The sequence below is a fragment of the Bradyrhizobium sp. Mp27 genome, assembly GCF_029953005.1.
In the GTDB taxonomy this organism is placed as follows: Bacteria; Pseudomonadota; Alphaproteobacteria; order Rhizobiales; family Xanthobacteraceae; genus Bradyrhizobium; species Bradyrhizobium barranii.
In genome coordinates this window covers 73,724-88,545 of the sequence record NZ_JASAUS010000001.1, presented here as the reverse complement: position 1 = coordinate 88,545, position 14,822 = coordinate 73,724, and the positions used below count along the sequence as shown (strand labels likewise).

Below are 14,822 nucleotides of genomic sequence, written 5' to 3'. Positions count from 1 at the left end.
CTTTATGATTTCTTCGGCCAGAACGGCTGCGCCTGCGCGAGTTCGGGCGGATAGACGGTGACAGGCACGCCCGATTGCCATTGGACGATGACGACGCCGGCGCCGAGGCGGCGGCCCTTCTCGTCGAATTTGAGCTGGCCGCCCGGATAGTATTTCGACGGGCCGGCATCCATGATGCGGAACGCCTGTGCGACCGAATTGCGGTCGGCCTTGCCGGCCTTCTCCAGCGCTTCCTTCATCAGCCACATGTCGCCGTAGGTCGAGATGACGTTCTGCGTCATCCAGGGTTCCTTGTATTTGGCCTTGAGCTCGGCGATCAGGGCCTCGTGACCCTTCGAGCCCCAGTTGGCGACGATGGTCATGATGCCCTGCACGGTTTCCGGGCTCACGCTCTGCAGCATGTCGGGCTCGGCGATGGTGATGCTGAAGGACACCGTCGGGATCTTGCCCTGGCCGAGACCGAACTCACTGATCTTCTCCAGCCCGAGCTTGGCGTCCGACACTGCATTCGGCATGAACAGGAGCAAATCGGGCTTGGCCGAGCGGACCTTCTGGATCAGCGGGGTGGCATCCGACAGCGGCGGTGTCCAGACTTCCTCGACAACGAGCTGGAGGCCTTCCTGTGCGAGCAGCTTTTCCTTGAGTGCCTTGGCGGTGGCGACGGATGTCGCGGTGTTGTCCATCAGCATCGCCACGGTCTTCGGCTTCTTGCCCGACGCGTTCTCGGCGAGCTTCATCAGCGTCGGCAGGCCGAGCTCGGACTGGCGGCTCGCGGTCGCGGCGGTCTGGAAGATGTATTTGAAGCCGCGGTCGGTCAGCAGGTCCGAATAGGACAGCGTCAACACCGGAAGTTCGGCGCGCTCGGTCACCTCGGTGACGGCGAGGGTGAAGGACGAGAGATAAGAGCCGGTGGCGGCGACGAGATCGGGCTCCTGCGCCACCATGCGCTGCGCCGCGTTCTTGGCCTTCTCGGTGGTGTCGCCGCAGTCGATCACCACCAGCTTCAGCTTGGCGCCGCCGAGCGCCTTGATGCCTCCTTGCGCGTTGATGTGCTCGATGCCCATCTCGGCGCCCATTTTCATCACCTGGCCGGGGCGGGTGTAGATACCCGACAGAGGGACGATTAGTCCGACCTTGACCTCGGCCGGCGCCTGCGCACGTGCCACGCCAGCGAGGCCGACGGCTGCGGCGCCCGACAGCACGGTCCGGCGCGTCAGTCCTTTTGATATCCTGCCCTTCGATGTCTTGTTCATTTGTTGTCTCCCTGCTCTTTGTTTTTTGTTCGTCACATGCCGAGGTAGGCTTTGCGCACGCGATCATCGGCGCGCAGCGTGTCGTTGTTGCCTTCGAGCACGACGTGTCCCGCCTCCAGGACATAGCCGTGGTCGGCGGATTCCAGCGCCTCCGCCACGCGCTGCTCGACCAGCAGCATGGTTAGCCCGGATTGACGCCGGATATCGATCAGCCGCTCGAAGATGAAGTCCGCCGTCGACGGCGCGAGACCCATCGAGGGCTCGTCCAGCATCAGCAGCTTCGGCGAGGAGGCGAGGCCCCGGCCGATCGCGAGCATCTGCTGCTGGCCGCCGGACATCGTGCCGGCGAACTGGTTGCGGCGCTCCTTCAGCACCGGCAGCCATTCGAAGATGCGCTCGATGTTGGTTTGCCAGTCGCGCCGGCCGCTTTCGGTCATCGCGCCCATTTCGAGGTTCTCCATCACCGTCAGCGACGGGAACACCTGGCGGCCCTCGGGGACATGGGCGATGCCGAGATGGGCGCGCTGCGGCGGCGGCACGGCAAGGAGGTCGACGCCGTCGAACGTAATTCCCCCGCCGCTCGGCTTCACGATGCCGGAGATCGTCTTGAACAGCGTCGTCTTGCCGGCGCCGTTAGGCCCGACGATCGCGACGAACTGGCCCGCGCCGACATTGATCGACACGTCGTTCAGGACGGGTTTGGCCGAATAGCCCGCGCTCAATCCCTCAATTCGCAGCATGGCCCACCCACTTCTTGCCGAGATAGGCCTCGATCACGCGGTTGTCGCGCGTCACCACTTCCGGCAGGCCCTCGGTGATGACGGCGCCGTGGTCGAGCACGAGGAATCTGTCGACCAGGCGGACCATCGCCTGCATGGTGTGCTCGATGATGGCGATGGTCATGCCGTCGCGTGCGAGCTGCTGGATCACGGCGACGACCTCGTCCGCTTCGCCGTGGCCGAGGCCCGCGAGCGTCTCATCGAGCAGCAGGATGCGGGGCTGGCCGGCGATCGCGCGGGCGAGCTCCATCAGCCGCAGCTCCTTGGTCGAGAGTTCGCCGGCGACACGGTTGGCTACGGCGGAGAGCCCGACGCGAGCGACCGCGTCGGCGGCAAGCTTGCGTGCCTCCGCATCGGACCGGGCGCGCACATAGGCTCCCACCACGACATTGTCGAGGATCGACATGCGCAGGAATGGCCGCATCACCTGGAAGGTGCGTCCGATGCCGGCCTCGCAGATCACGTGCGGCCGCTGGCCGGACATGTTGCGGCCGTCGATCAGCACCTCGCCCTGGCTCGGCTTCAGGAAACCGTTGAGGAGGTTGAACAGCGTGGTCTTGCCGGCGCCGTTCGGGCCGATGATGCCGAGGATCTCGTTCTTGTGCAGCTTGAAGCTGACGTCCTGAACGGCTTTGAGTCCGCCAAAGGAACGCGAGAGGTTGCGAACCTCGAGCATCACCTCGCCGGTGGCCGCACGCTGCCGCGCGGCGGGCTTCAGCGCCGTGACGTTGGCGACGGCCGTTTCCGGAGTCACGCTCGCCGTGGCCTTGGATGCATTTCGCTTGCGCAGGAGATCGCGCAGTTTCCAGAACAGGCCTTCCGGCGCGAGCAAGATGACGCAGACGATAGCAAGGCCGAAGATGACGCCCTGAATGCCGGGGATGCGTGCACCGGCCTCGGCGTGCAGGATCTCGGCGAGTGGGATCAGGATCACGGAGCCGATGACCGGCCCCCAGACCGTGCCGACGCCGCCGAACATCGCGACCGTGAGCGCCTGCGCCGATACCAGCATGCCGAACACCGATTGCGGGGTCACGACCAGCAGCACCTGCACATAGAACCCGCCGATAGCCGCGGCGATTGCGCCGCTCAGCGTGATCGCGCGCAGCTTCCAGGCCAGCGTGTTGATTCCGGCGGCTTCTGCCGCAGCCTCGTTCTGCTTGATCGCGAGCAGCGCCATGCCGAAGCGCGATCGCTCGATCACCTGCGTCAGCACGATGGTGGCAAGCATGATCGCAAGCCCCAGCAGCGTGTAGATGTGGGGATCGGAGAACTGCATATAGGCGATCGGCGCGTCGCGCTTGATCGGAAGCGTGACCTCCTGGAAGCCGAGCCACTCGAACACGTAGAGAATGGCGAGCGGGTAGGCGAGCATCGCGAGTGCAAAGTAGTGGCCCTGTAGGCGGAAGGTCGGAAATCCGATCAGCAGCCCGGCGATGCCGCCGAGCATGGCGGCGACCGGGATCAGCAGCCAGGGGGAGATGTCAAAATAGATCTGCCCGAGCGCGGTCGCATAGGCGCCGATGCCGAAGAAGGCGGCGTGGCCGAACGAGATCAGCCCGGTGTAGCCGCTGAGCAGGTTCCAGGACAGGCCGAACACCGCCCACACCGGCACCAGCGTCAGGATGAGCTGGTAGTAGGAGTTGGTGACGCCGAGTGAGATCCCGGCGTAAGCGAGCGTGAAGAGCAGGGGAGGCAGCAGTGAACGCATCCGGAGCATGGTCACGTCCTCTCGACCATGCGCCCGAAGAAACCTTGCGGACGGAAGAAGATGATGAGGAGGAAGACGGCGAAGATCGCGGCATTCTGCAATTGCGTCGGCAGGATCAGCGTGGACATCTGCTGCACGAGACCGATCGTCATGCCGCCCCAGAAGGCGCCGATGATGCTGCCCATGCCGCCGAGCACGACGCCGGCATACATGACGATCACGTATTCGAGGCCGACGAAGGGGTGGAACGGATAGTTGGTCGCGAGCAGGCCGCCGGCAATCGCGGTGATGCCGCAGCCGAGCGCGAAGGCGGTGCGATGCGCGCGGTCGACGTCGATGCCCATATAGGTCGCTGCGGTCGGATTGTCGGCGGCGGCACGCAGCGACTTGCCGATCCGGGTCCGCGTGATCAGCAGCGAAAGCAGAATCATGATCGCCAGCGAAACGATCGCGTCGATGCTGCGCGCCTTGTTGAGGAAGATGCTGATGTCGAAGAAGGGGACGAACTCCCAGGCCGAGCTCGACAGCGGCGTACGGATCGAGGCCAGCACCGATCCGAACACGATCAGGCCGCCGTTCTGCAGGATCAGCGCGATGCCGAGCGTGAGGATGAGCTGGGCGTAATGGCCTTCGCCTTCCAGCGAGGCGGTGCGCGTGCCCGAGACGCGCGAGATCAGGGCCAGATGGACGAAATAGCCGAACACGGCGAGCACGGGGCCAGCCAGCAGGATGGCGACGAACGGCCCCACCGTGTTGCCGAAAAGCGCCTGGATGCCGGCGGCGGTGAAGAGATAGAAGGCGGCATACATGCCGAGCATCATGAAATCGCCATGGGCGAAGTTGATGACGCGCATGACGCCGAAGATCAGGCCGAGCCCGACGCACATCAGGCCGTAGACGGCGCCGATCAAAAGGCCCGCAGCGAGCGCTTGAAAGAAGCCTTCCATCAGCCTCGCCTCCGCGCGGCGCGAGCGCCGGCTGACTGGCGATTGTGCGCCGTCGGCGCTGCTAGGCTGGTCTCCCGGTCGACCATGTTTCCCCCGTATTGTTTGGCATTTCTTATGATGCCGATCGCAAAACTCGTTCCTGCGCATCCAGACGACACAGCGCTGCGATGTCGCCGGCATTGCCGAGCTGCTCGCAGCCGTCGATGAGTTGCTCGAGCCGGTGTGCGCGGTCCTCGCCGAGGACGCTGGTTGCGGCGGCGCGGAAGCGCGCACGAATATCTGAAGGCGTTGCGGCGATGACGTCGGGCAAAGCGTGCCGGATCGTCCTGCCGCTGCGGAGATGCACGGTCACCTCCGCGCCCTGCTTGCCGGGGAAGGCGGCGGTGAAGCCGGGATCTGCCCTGAGATCGGTGACCGCGACCAGGCGGATGATGTCGGCATCATCGAGTTCGGAGTAGTTCTCTTCCTCGATCTCGCCCCGCACCAGCGTCGCAGCGACGCTGAAGGGAATGCTCATCTTAGCCTGAAGCGCGTTGCGATAGGGCCCCATGGAGTCGCAGCCGGGATAGCGAACGGCGGCATCGGGTGCGCGAATGATGACGCGGTCGATCTCCTCAGTGCTGGCGAGCTCGTGCGAGACGCGAAGCGCTGCTTGGGCCGCGGTCTGCGCGAAATTGCAGGCCGGGACCGGCTTGTTGTAGACGGCCATGATCTCGCTCTCGCCATCCGGGAAGAGCGTGATGCTGTCGGGCGCGGCCTGGCGGCGATAGGCGGCGAACAGACCGGCTTCGCCCTCCAGTATGGTTTCCGAGCCGAACGCGCCGGCCGCGGCAAGACCGATCGCCTTGATCGCGTTGCTGGCCGCAAAGCCCGGATGAAAATACATGTCGGAGCCGCCGGCATGCGGCCACTCGTTCAGCCCGCTGGATGTATTGGCCGCGATCGCGATGGCGCTGGTTGCCTGGTCCTCGGACAGGCCGAGCGCAAAGCTTCCCGCGAGCGCCGCGCCCGGAGGTGCGACCAGCCCCGTCGGGCGATAGAGGCGTGCGAGGTCGGACGTCAGTAGCGCGCGGCCGATCCGGGCGCCGGTCTCATAGCCGATGATGGCGGCCGAGAGCAGTCTGGCTCCGTGCAGCGGCGTCTGCTCCGACAGCGCGAGCAGCGTCGGCCAGATCACGACGCCGTGGTGCGCGATGCTGGCCGCATGCATGTCCTCGCGGACGAGGCCGTGCCCCATCACCGCATTGGCAAAGGCGGCGTCGGCCGCTGATGAGGTTTGCGAGGTGCCGATGATCGTTGCGTCGCCGCCGGCCTGCGCGATCGCAACCGCCTGACGGCTCCAGGGATGCTGGCCCGCCTCGAAGGCGCAGGACAAGAAGTCCAGCAGGCAGAGCTTTGCCTTGACGATGACCTCCGGCCCGAAATCTCCAAGATCAAGCGCAAGCACGCTCCGCGCCATCTGGCGCGCGGGCGAAACTTTACCTGATCCGGTCGGGCCGATCGTCATCGCAATCGCTCTCCCTGAAGGCTTGCGTGATCAGCCGCGCATCTCGACCCCGGCCCACTCCTCGAGCACCTTGGCGATCGAGGTGAAGTCTGATGACGCGCCGTATTTGGCGTTGGTGATCGCGAGCATCTGCCGCACCACCGCGCCGCAGACCATCGGCACGCCCATCGCCTCGGCCTCGTCGACGCAGAGACGGACGTCCTTGTAGGAGAGGCCGGTGGCGAAGCCGAAATCGAACGTGCCCGGCAGCACCGCGCGGGGGAATTTGTCTTCGGACGCACTGTTGCGGCCGCTGCTGGCGTTGATGATGTCGATCAGCACCTTGGCGTTGACGCCGCCCTTGACGCCCATCGCGACGGCTTCGGACGTGATCACCAGCGCTGCCGCCGCCATCAGATTGTTGGCGAGCTTGGCCGTCTGCGCCACGCCGGGCTTGTCGCCGGTGTAGAACAGCTTGCCGAAATTCTTCAGGATCGGCTGCACGGTCTCGTAGGTCGTCTGCGGGCAGGACACCATCACGGCCAGTGTGCCGTTGACGGCGCCCTTGATGCCGCCGCTCACGGGCGCATCGACTAGCGTCATGCCTTTGGCCTTCAGGCCTTCCGCGACGATCTTCGCGGCGCCGGGACCCGAGGTCGAGAGATCAATGACGATCTTTGCGCGGCTGCCGCTGCTGATGCCATCTTGTCCGAGCGTGACCGCCTTGACGATGTCGGGCGTCGGCAAGCTGGCGAGCACGATGTCGGCGCGCGAGGCGACGTCGGCCGGCGATTTGCCGAGCTGGGCGCCGCGCTTGACCAGGGGCTGGGTCGCTTCAGTCTGCGTGTCATATATGACGAGCGAGTAGCCCGCGTCGATCAATCGTCCCGCCATGGGGCCGCCCATGCGGCCCGTGCCGATTACGCCGAGAATCTCTCCCGCCATCGTCTACTCCCTGTTGCGCGATCCCGTGACGGGCGCGCCTTCTTGATCTCGTTGGTCAAACGCTTTCGCCGGCCGGCCTTCTCGGCCGCCGTCGTCGTGGCAGCGGGATCCCGCGCCAACGAGCCGGATTGTTATGATTGTCAGACAAGCTGTCAAGCATAACATTTGGGGTCGACAGTTTGCCGCGGATCGTCATATGGTCCGGGAAAACGAGGAAGACGCCCCGCGTGCCGCAAGCTTCAATTCCGAGTGTGAGCAAGACGCTCGCCGATTTCGTCGCGTCCTCGTCGTGGGCGGACGTGGAGGCGCAGAGCCCTGAGGCGAAGCGATCGATCCTCAATTTCTTTGCGACCGCGCTTGGCTCCGCACGCGATCCGGTGGTCACGGCCGCGATGCGCACGCTGTCGCCGTTCAGCGGCGCCGCGACATCGACAATCATCGGCCATTCGCAGTCCATGGACGCGCTGTGCGCGTCGTTTCTCAATGCCATCTCGGCGAATCTGCTCGACTTCGACGACACGCACCCTGAAACGATCATCCATCCGGCCGCGCCGGTCGCCGCGCCGATATTGGCGCTGGCAGAGACGCGCAAGCTGACGGGGCGCGAGGTGCTGACCGCGTTCATCCTTGGCGTGGATGTGGAGTGCCGCATCGGCAATGCAGTCTCGCCGCGTCATTATGCCCGCGGCTGGCACATCACTTCGACCTGCGGGATTTTTGGCGCTGCGGCGGCGTGCGCGAAGCTATTGGGGCTGCCGGCGGAAGGGATTGCGAATGCGATCGGACTTGCGGCGAGCCAGTCGGCCGGCAATGTCGAGAATCTGCCAAGCGCCGCCAAGAATGTCAGCGTGGGCAATGCCGCACGTAACGGGTTGTTCGCCGCGCTACTCGCGCAGCAGGGCTATGAGGCTGCGCCCCGCGCCATCGAAGGTCCGCTCGGCTGGGCGCGTACCATGGGGGATGAGCCGGATCTCGCCCACATGCTCGATGGCCTCGGCAAGACCTGGGAGATCGCGAAGAACACCTACAAGCCCTATCCCGCCGGCATCGTGTTCCATTCGGTCATCGACGCCTGCCTGCTGTTGCGCGAACGAATTGGCCGAAGCGTTGAGCAGGTCGAGTCGGTGACAGTGCAGGGCTCGGCACTGCTACTCGCGCGCGGTGATCGCCCCGTGAACAACGAGCGCGATGCGCGCGTCAGCATCCATCATTGCGCGGCTTGCGGACTGCTGCTCGGCGCGGCCGGTGTGGCCGAGTTCGCGCAGGAGACCGTGGTCCGGCCCGATATCGCGCGGCTGCGGCAGAAGGTGAGGGCGGAGCTGGATGCTCAGATGCCCGATGGCGCTGCGCGCGTCAGCTTGCGCCTGTCGTCTGGTGAAATTCTCACAGAGACCGTGACGTCGCCGCGCGGCAGCCAGGCTGCGCCACTTTCAGACCGCGAGATTGAAGAGAAGCTGCGCGAAGGCGTGAGGACCGGTCGAAGCGATTGGGATGCAGACCGCGTCATCGATGCAGTCTGGCGGCTCGACGCGGCGGACGACGTCGCCGCGCTGCTGCAATCACTGCGGCCACCATCGGCGTCGCGCCAAACAATTTCCAACTAGAATCTCTCAAGACCGGAAAGGGACGATCATGAGCAAGACCGAACTGTTCGAAAAGGGCCTCAAAGTTCGTAAAGAGGTGCTCGGTGAAGACTACGTCAACAAGTCGATCGCCGGTGCCGACGAGTTCACGCGCACGATGGCGGAGTGGTCGACCGAATTCTGCTGGGGCGCGCTGTGGACGCGGCCCGGCGTCGACCGCCGCACGCGCTCGATCGTCAACCTGGCGATGCTGGGCGCACTGAACCGCCCGCACGAATTGAAGCTGCACGTCAAGGGCGCCCTGAAGAACGGGCTGACCAAGGAGGAGATCAAGGAGATCCTGCTCCAGGTCGCGGTCTATTGCGGCGTGCCCGCCGGTATCGACGCCTTCCGCAACGCGCGCGAGGCCTTCAACGAGGTCGACGCGGGGTCCTGAGCCCGTTTGATTGGAAGCTCCATGGCTGACCCGGAATACGAGCTCTTCGCCATCCGCTATGCAACGCGGGATGCCCAGCGGAGCGAGCACTTCATCGGCGGAGACCCGCATGACGGGCCGATGCCGATGGACTATTTCATGTGGCTGGCGAGGGGAGGCGGCCGCACTTTCGTCATCGACACCGGGTTCAACGCCGAAATCGCAAAGCAGCGCAGGCGAACATTCCTGCGCTGCCCGGTGGAGACGCTTGCCGCGTTCGATATCGACGTGGCCGACGTCAAGGATGTGATCCTCACGCATCTGCACTACGATCACGCCGGCAATTTCGACCGGTTTCCCAATGCGCGGTTTCATCTCCAGGAGCGCGAGCTCGCATACGCCACCGGGCGCTATATGCAGTATCCGAGGCTGTCGCATTCCTTCGAGGTCGAGGACGTCTGCGGGATCGTGCGGCTGAACTATGCCCGACGGGTGCTGTTCTACGACGGCGACGCCGAGATCGCGCCCGGACTGACGGTCCACGCGGCCGGCGGGCACTCCGCCGGTCTTCAGTTCGTCCGCGTCAACACGCGCCGCGGCCCGGTCGTGCTCGCCTCCGACGTCAGTCATTTCTACGAGAACATGACGAGCGAGCGTCCGTTCACGACGGCATTTCATGTCGGTGACATGCTGGTGGGCTTTGACAAGCTGCGAGCCGCAGCGCCGGACGCGGACCACATCGTTCCCGGCCATGATCCGCTCGTCATGAAGCTCTACCCGGCGCCAAGCCCGGATTTTGAGGGCGTCGCTGTTCGTCTCGACGTGGCGCCGTCCAGGGCCGTGCATTCCCGGGACGTTAGGCAAGGCGCGGCGTAACCTAAGCTAGAAAAAATCGATTTTCGATTTTCTGTTGACCCGCGGCCGCCGCCTTGCAATCATCCGGCCATGGGTCCGCTTCAGTTCCAGTTGTCCGGAAGCCCCGGGGATGGTCCGCGCAGCCTGACGTCGGCGCTGCATGAACGTCTGCGCGCCGACATCCTGGCGACGCGGCTGCCTCCGGGCCAGAAGCTGCATATCGCGGGGCTCGCCAAACAGTTTTCCGTGAGCCTCGCCGCCGTGCGCGAGGCGCTGTCGCGACTTGTCGCGGACGGGCTCGTGCAGGCGTCGGACCAGCGTGGCTTTCGCGTGAGCCCGGTGTCGCTCGCCGATCTTGCCGACGTGACGCAGACCCGGATCGACATCGAGGGGCTTGCGCTCCGTCGCTCGATCGAGCGGGGCGATGAGGCTTGGCTCGCATCGGTGAAATCCGCCTGGGCGGATTTGAAGGCCGTTCCCCATCGCTATCCCGACGATCCGACCGTGCACTACGAGGAGTGGGTGGTCCGTCACCGCATCTTCCATCGTGCGTTGGTCAACGCGTGCGGCTCGCCATGGCTGCTCGGCTTCCGCGATGTGCTGCATGAGCAGAGCGAGCGATATCGCCGCCTCTCGATCCGGCGCGAGGTCGGTGGCAAGCCACGCAACGTCGAAGCCGAACACAAGGCGATCGTCGCCGCCGTGATCCGGCGCGATGCGGATGCGGCAGTTCGCGCCTTGTCAAAGCACTTCGGCACCACCAAAGAATTCGTCGAGCTCGCCGCCTCTCGCATTGCGGAGGTGAGCCGTACGACCTGACGATCCGGAAAAATCCGGCACACAAAAAACAGAGACCGGGAGGAAGCCAATAATGAAGATCAATCACGCGCTGATGTCGCTGATCGCCGCCGCAATTCTGGCGGGGCCTGCGAGCGCCGCCGACACCATCCGCGTCGGCCTGCCCACGAAAACCTATTGGCCGACGACGATCGCCGAGACGGCGGTGCGGCAGAAACTGTTCGAGAAGGAGGGCATCCAGGCCGAGCTCACGATCTACCGCAGCGGCGCGGAGACGTTCGAAGGCATGGCTGCGGGCGCGGCCGACATCATTCTCGATCCGCCGTCGCTGGTCTCCGCCGGACGCAAAAAGGGCGTGATGTCACGGATCGTGGCCAATGCCGCGATGGGCAATTTCGGCTGGCAGTTGATGGTCCCGACCAAGTCGACGCTCGACGTCAAGGACCTCAACGGCAAGAAGGTGGCGATCACCGCGGCCGGCTCCGGCTCCGACCTGCTCGCGCTGTGGACCATCCAGGACAAGAAGATCGATTTTACGCGCGTTCCCGTCGGCGGCGGTGGCTTGGTGCCGAACCTGCTGGCCGGCAATGTCGAGGCGGCCGTGGTCTATTCGCCACTGAGCTTCCAGATCTCGAAGTCCGGCGAGGCCAAGACCATCCTCGATTACGCGACCGCGGTTCCGCCGAACCTCACCGCGGGCTGGATCGTGCTCGACAAATTCGCCGAGGCCAAGCCCCAGATGGTGCAGAAGGCGGTGAACGCCCTCTACGGCGCGGTCGCGTTCATGCGGGCCAACCGCGACGTCACGGTCAAGCTGATCGCCGAGCTCTATGAAATGCCGCCGGAGATCGCGGGCCTCGAATACGACAACACCATCATGAAGCTCGAGACAAGCGGCGACATGGGCGCGGCCAACGTCAATGCGGCCGTGCAGCTCTCGCTCGATCTCGCCAAGCTCGGCGGGCTCAAGGACATCGTTCCGGTCGAGGACGTGATCTCGGCCAAGTTCAAGCCGGTTCCGACCAAGTAGTCACGATGCAAAGCACGTTCGTCATAAACCTTGCGCGGATCGCGATCATCATCGCGGTCCTGGCACTGTGGGAGGTGCTGTCGCGCACCGGCATCGTCAATCCGCGACTGCTGCCGTCGGCGTCCGACACCTTTGTGACACTCGGCGATCTCCTGCAGCGCGCGGCGGTGCAGAAGGATCTGGTGGTGACTGCGACCGAGGTGCTGGCCGCATTCGCGCTGGCCGTGCCCTTCGGTGCGGTGATCGGCTTCCTGGTCGCGGAGAACCGCTACTTCGCGGACGTGGCCAAGCCGCTTTTGTTCTTCGCCTTCAGCATCCCGAAGTCGATCTTCCTGCCGATGTTCATCCTGGTGTTCGGCGTCGGCTTCGCCCAGAAGGTCGGCTTCGGCTTCTTCTCGACGATCTTTATCGTGATTATGTCGACCACCACGGCGGTGGAGTCGGTCAAGGTCGAGCACTTGACGGTGGCGCGCTCCTATGGCGCAACGCCATGGCAGACGGCGTTCCGGGTCTATCTGCCGAGCATGCTGCCGGTGCTGCTGGAGGCGTTGCGGATCTCCATGATCTTCAACCTCACCGGCGTGATTTTGGCCGAGATGTACGCCTCGCGTGACGGCATCGGTCACCAGATCGCGACCTGGGGCGAGAACTTCCAGATGAAGCAGCTCCTCGCCGGTGTCGTGATGGTGGCCGCGATCGCCATGACCTTCAACGAACTTGTCAGATGGGTGGAAACGCGATGCAGCCATTGGCGAACGTGACCCCGTTGAAGCCCGCCGCGCGGGCCGGCGCGATCGAGGTGAAGAATGTCGGCCAGGTCTTCAAGACCCGGTCGCAGGACGTCATTGCGCTGGAGGATGTCTCGCTAGAGGTCAAGCCAGGCCGTTTCGTCGTGCTGGTGGGGCCGAGCGGTTGCGGCAAGTCGACCCTTCTGATGATGATGGCGGGCCTGCGCCAGCAGACCTCCGGCACGATCACCATCAGCGGCGCGCCGATTCTTCAGCCCGACCCCGACAGGGTCGGCGTGGTGTTCCAGGAAGCGAGCTTGTTCCCGTGGCTGACGGCGGAGGACAATGTCGAGTTTCCGCTGGCGCTGCGGGGTGTGCCCAAGGCCGAGCGCCGCGCCAAGGCGCAGGACGCGCTGAAGCTGGTCGGCCTCGATGGCTTCGGCAGGCGTCATCCGCACGAACTCTCCGGCGGCATGAAGCAGCGTGTCTCGATCGCGCGCGGGCTGGTGCAGGATCCGCCGGTGCTGCTGATGGACGAGCCGTTCGCTGCCCTCGACGAGCAGACGCGCATGACCATGGGCGACGAGCTGCTGCGGATATGGGCGGCGACCGGCAAGACAGTCGTCTTCGTCACGCACAGCCTCACCGAAGCCGTCTATCTCGCCGACGAGGTGATCGTGATGTCGGCGCGGCCCGGCCGCATCGTCGACCATCTCCAGGTCCAGCTGCCGCGGCCCCGCACCTACGAGATGTTGAGCGGCGACGCCTTTGGTGCGCTGCGCGACCGCATCTGGCGGCACATCCGCAAATCGGCGTGAGGCGGATATGAGCGCCAAAACATTGCGATATCTGATCGTGATCGGGCTGATTGCGCTGTGGGAGCTGCTGCCGCGCACCGGGCTCATTCCCGAGCTGTTCCTGCCGTCGCTGTCGTCGACGCTGATCGCCGGATGGACCGATGCTGCCGAATACGGTCATGCGCTCGCGGTGACGCTCTACGAGGTCGTGGTCTCCATGGCATTCGCCTGCGGCGGCGGCATCCTGCTCGGCGCGATCGTCGGCAGCCTGCCGCGTCCGCGCGTCCTGATCATGCCGATGGTATCGAGCCTGTATGCGGTGCCGCTCGTGATCCTCTATCCCGTCTTCACGGTATGGCTCGGCATCGGTTCGGAATCGAAGATCGCGTTCGCCTCGATCTATGGCTTCCTGCCGACAATGCTCGCCACCGCCGCCGGCATTCAGACCATCGACCCGCAGCTCCTGCTCGCCGCGCGCAGCATGGGCGCGAGGCTGAGCCAGCGGCTGGTTCGCGTCATCATCCCGGCGGCGATTCCGACGGTGCTGTCGGGCCTGCGTGTCGGCGGCGCGCTGGTCATTGTCGGCGTCGTCGTCTCAGAGATGCTGATCTCGTCGGCCGGCATCGGCTATCTGATCTCGCGCTACCGCACGATTCTCGATAGTCCGCACGTGTTCGCGGGCGTGCTGCTCGTGCTGTTCCTCGCCATTGCCTTCAACGCCGCGATCCGCTGGATCGAGCGCAAGGCGGCGATCTGGCAGACCGGCACGCGGGCCGGCCAGGCCAACGACGACATCGCGTCGGGCGCGATGCAGCCGGCGACCTGAGGTACCAGCGTGTACGATTTGACCCTGACATTCGACAACGGCCCCGATACGGAGGTGACGCCGCGTGTGCTCGACATTCTCGCCGAGCGCGGCATCAAGACCACCTTCTTCGTCATCGGCGAGAAGCTCGCTGACCCCGTGCGGCGCGGCCTTGCGGTGCGTGCGCACGGGGAGGGGCACTGGATCGGCAATCACACGTTTACGCACACCATTCCGCTCGGCGAGCAGGCGGATCGCGGGACGGCAGAGAGTGAAATCGGCCGAACTCAAAAAGCGATCTCCGATCTCACGCATCCGCAGCGCTGGTTCCGGCCGTTCGGTGGCGGCGGCAATCTGGATGCGCGGTTGTTGAAACCCTCTGTCGTGGACTATCTCGCCCGAAACAGGCACAGCTGCGTGCTCTGGAATGCGATTCCGCGCGACTGGGACGACCCCGACGGCTGGGCCGAGCGCGCACTCGACCAGTGCAACCGGCAGCCTTGGACGCTGATGGTGCTGCACGATCTCCCGACCGGCGCCATGGACCATCTCGAACGTTTCCTTGGCGCTGCCGAGGCGGCCGGCGCCCGCTTCCGCCAGGATTTCCCGCCGCAATGCGTTCCGATCCGCAACGGCGAGATCGCGCTTCCGATCAACGACTATGTTTCCTCCATCGAAGAGAGTGTTTGA

At 64.9% G+C, this 14,822-nt stretch carries 15 protein-coding genes; 9 read left to right on the top strand and 6 right to left on the bottom strand.

Annotation, left to right across the window (positions count from 1 at the left end):
* Window positions 1-2: 2 nt before the first annotated feature.
* From QJT78_RS00380 to QJT78_RS00355, 6 genes are all read right to left on the bottom strand, one after another.
* The gene (locus QJT78_RS00380; protein WP_028147196.1) at window positions 3-1,253 is read right to left on the bottom strand and encodes an ABC transporter substrate-binding protein; all 1,251 of its coding nucleotides are present in this window, start codon (window positions 1,251-1,253) and stop codon (window positions 3-5) included.
* 32 nt (window positions 1,254-1,285) lie between these two features.
* Entirely contained in the window at window positions 1,286-1,993 is a 708-nt protein-coding gene (locus QJT78_RS00375) for an ABC transporter ATP-binding protein (RefSeq protein ID WP_028147197.1), read from the bottom strand.
* A complete protein-coding gene (locus QJT78_RS00370) occupies window positions 1,980-3,752 on the bottom strand; it encodes a branched-chain amino acid ABC transporter ATP-binding protein/permease (RefSeq protein WP_028147198.1) in 1,773 nt (590 codons plus the stop codon). Before QJT78_RS00370 ends, QJT78_RS00375 begins: the two co-directional genes overlap by 14 nt.
* Before the next feature lie 2 nt (window positions 3,753-3,754).
* Window positions 3,755-4,690, bottom strand: a complete 936-nt coding sequence (locus QJT78_RS00365) for a branched-chain amino acid ABC transporter permease (protein WP_028147199.1) — start codon at window positions 4,688-4,690, stop codon at window positions 3,755-3,757.
* Window positions 4,691-4,802: 112 nt separating this feature from the next.
* Window positions 4,803-6,197, bottom strand: a complete 1,395-nt coding sequence (locus tag QJT78_RS00360; protein WP_038941749.1) for an MmgE/PrpD family protein — start codon at window positions 6,195-6,197, stop codon at window positions 4,803-4,805.
* 30 nt (window positions 6,198-6,227) lie between these two features.
* Window positions 6,228-7,121, bottom strand: a complete 894-nt coding sequence (locus QJT78_RS00355) for an NAD(P)-dependent oxidoreductase (RefSeq protein WP_028147201.1) — start codon at window positions 7,119-7,121, stop codon at window positions 6,228-6,230.
* A 227-nt stretch (window positions 7,122-7,348) separates the two neighbouring features.
* Here QJT78_RS00355 and QJT78_RS00350 point away from each other — a divergent pair, with 227 nt between their 5' ends.
* The 9 genes from QJT78_RS00350 to QJT78_RS00310 all read left to right on the top strand — a co-directional run bounded on the left by QJT78_RS00350 (window position 7,349) and on the right by QJT78_RS00310 (window position 14,822).
* Entirely contained in the window at window positions 7,349-8,725 is a 1,377-nt protein-coding gene (locus QJT78_RS00350; RefSeq protein ID WP_028147202.1) for an MmgE/PrpD family protein, read from the top strand.
* A 28-nt stretch (window positions 8,726-8,753) separates the two neighbouring features.
* On the top strand, window positions 8,754-9,140 hold the full coding sequence (locus QJT78_RS00345) for a carboxymuconolactone decarboxylase family protein (protein ID WP_027575101.1): 387 nt from the start codon (window positions 8,754-8,756) through the stop codon (window positions 9,138-9,140).
* A gap of 21 nt (window positions 9,141-9,161) precedes the next feature.
* Window positions 9,162-9,995, top strand: a complete 834-nt coding sequence (locus QJT78_RS00340) for an N-acyl homoserine lactonase family protein (protein ID WP_038941748.1) — start codon at window positions 9,162-9,164, stop codon at window positions 9,993-9,995.
* A 69-nt stretch (window positions 9,996-10,064) separates the two neighbouring features.
* On the top strand, window positions 10,065-10,793 hold the full coding sequence (locus QJT78_RS00335; RefSeq protein ID WP_028147203.1) for a GntR family transcriptional regulator: 729 nt from the start codon (window positions 10,065-10,067) through the stop codon (window positions 10,791-10,793).
* Window positions 10,794-10,845: 52 nt separating this feature from the next.
* Window positions 10,846-11,802 carry an ABC transporter substrate-binding protein gene (locus QJT78_RS00330; protein WP_028147204.1) on the top strand — a complete coding sequence of 319 codons (957 nt, stop codon included), beginning with the start codon at window positions 10,846-10,848 and terminating at the stop codon, window positions 11,800-11,802.
* 5 nt (window positions 11,803-11,807) lie between these two features.
* Window positions 11,808-12,563, top strand: coding sequence for an ABC transporter permease (locus tag QJT78_RS00325; RefSeq protein WP_028147205.1), 756 nt, complete (start codon window positions 11,808-11,810; stop codon window positions 12,561-12,563).
* On the top strand, window positions 12,542-13,348 hold the full coding sequence (locus tag QJT78_RS00320) for an ABC transporter ATP-binding protein (protein ID WP_049807373.1): 807 nt from the start codon (window positions 12,542-12,544) through the stop codon (window positions 13,346-13,348). The genes QJT78_RS00325 and QJT78_RS00320 overlap by 22 nt, the downstream gene beginning before the upstream one ends.
* A gap of 7 nt (window positions 13,349-13,355) precedes the next feature.
* Complete coding sequence (locus tag QJT78_RS00315) at window positions 13,356-14,153, top strand: ABC transporter permease (protein WP_038941747.1); 798 nt, start codon at window positions 13,356-13,358, stop codon at window positions 14,151-14,153.
* Window positions 14,154-14,162: 9 nt separating this feature from the next.
* Window positions 14,163-14,822 carry a polysaccharide deacetylase family protein gene (locus QJT78_RS00310; RefSeq protein WP_028147208.1) on the top strand — a complete coding sequence of 220 codons (660 nt, stop codon included), beginning with the start codon at window positions 14,163-14,165 and terminating at the stop codon, window positions 14,820-14,822.

Coding starts and splice junctions, on each gene's coding strand:
- QJT78_RS00380 (WP_028147196.1), bottom strand. CDS start 1,253: ATGAACAAGACATCGAAGGGCAGGATATCAAAAGGACTGACGCGCCGG.
- QJT78_RS00375 (WP_028147197.1), bottom strand. CDS start 1,993: ATGCTGCGAATTGAGGGATTGAGCGCGGGCTATTCGGCCAAACCCGTC.
- QJT78_RS00370 (WP_028147198.1), bottom strand. CDS start 3,752: ATGCTCCGGATGCGTTCACTGCTGCCTCCCCTGCTCTTCACGCTCGCT.
- QJT78_RS00365 (WP_028147199.1), bottom strand. CDS start 4,690: ATGGAAGGCTTCTTTCAAGCGCTCGCTGCGGGCCTTTTGATCGGCGCC.
- QJT78_RS00360 (WP_038941749.1), bottom strand. CDS start 6,197: ATGACGATCGGCCCGACCGGATCAGGTAAAGTTTCGCCCGCGCGCCAG.
- QJT78_RS00355 (WP_028147201.1), bottom strand. CDS start 7,121: ATGGCGGGAGAGATTCTCGGCGTAATCGGCACGGGCCGCATGGGCGGC.
- QJT78_RS00345 (WP_027575101.1), top strand. CDS start 8,754: ATGAGCAAGACCGAACTGTTCGAAAAGGGCCTCAAAGTTCGTAAAGAG.
- QJT78_RS00340 (WP_038941748.1), top strand. CDS start 9,162: ATGGCTGACCCGGAATACGAGCTCTTCGCCATCCGCTATGCAACGCGG.
- QJT78_RS00335 (WP_028147203.1), top strand. CDS start 10,065: ATGGGTCCGCTTCAGTTCCAGTTGTCCGGAAGCCCCGGGGATGGTCCG.
- QJT78_RS00330 (WP_028147204.1), top strand. CDS start 10,846: ATGAAGATCAATCACGCGCTGATGTCGCTGATCGCCGCCGCAATTCTG.
- QJT78_RS00325 (WP_028147205.1), top strand. CDS start 11,808: ATGCAAAGCACGTTCGTCATAAACCTTGCGCGGATCGCGATCATCATC.
- QJT78_RS00320 (WP_049807373.1), top strand. CDS start 12,542: ATGCAGCCATTGGCGAACGTGACCCCGTTGAAGCCCGCCGCGCGGGCC.
- QJT78_RS00315 (WP_038941747.1), top strand. CDS start 13,356: ATGAGCGCCAAAACATTGCGATATCTGATCGTGATCGGGCTGATTGCG.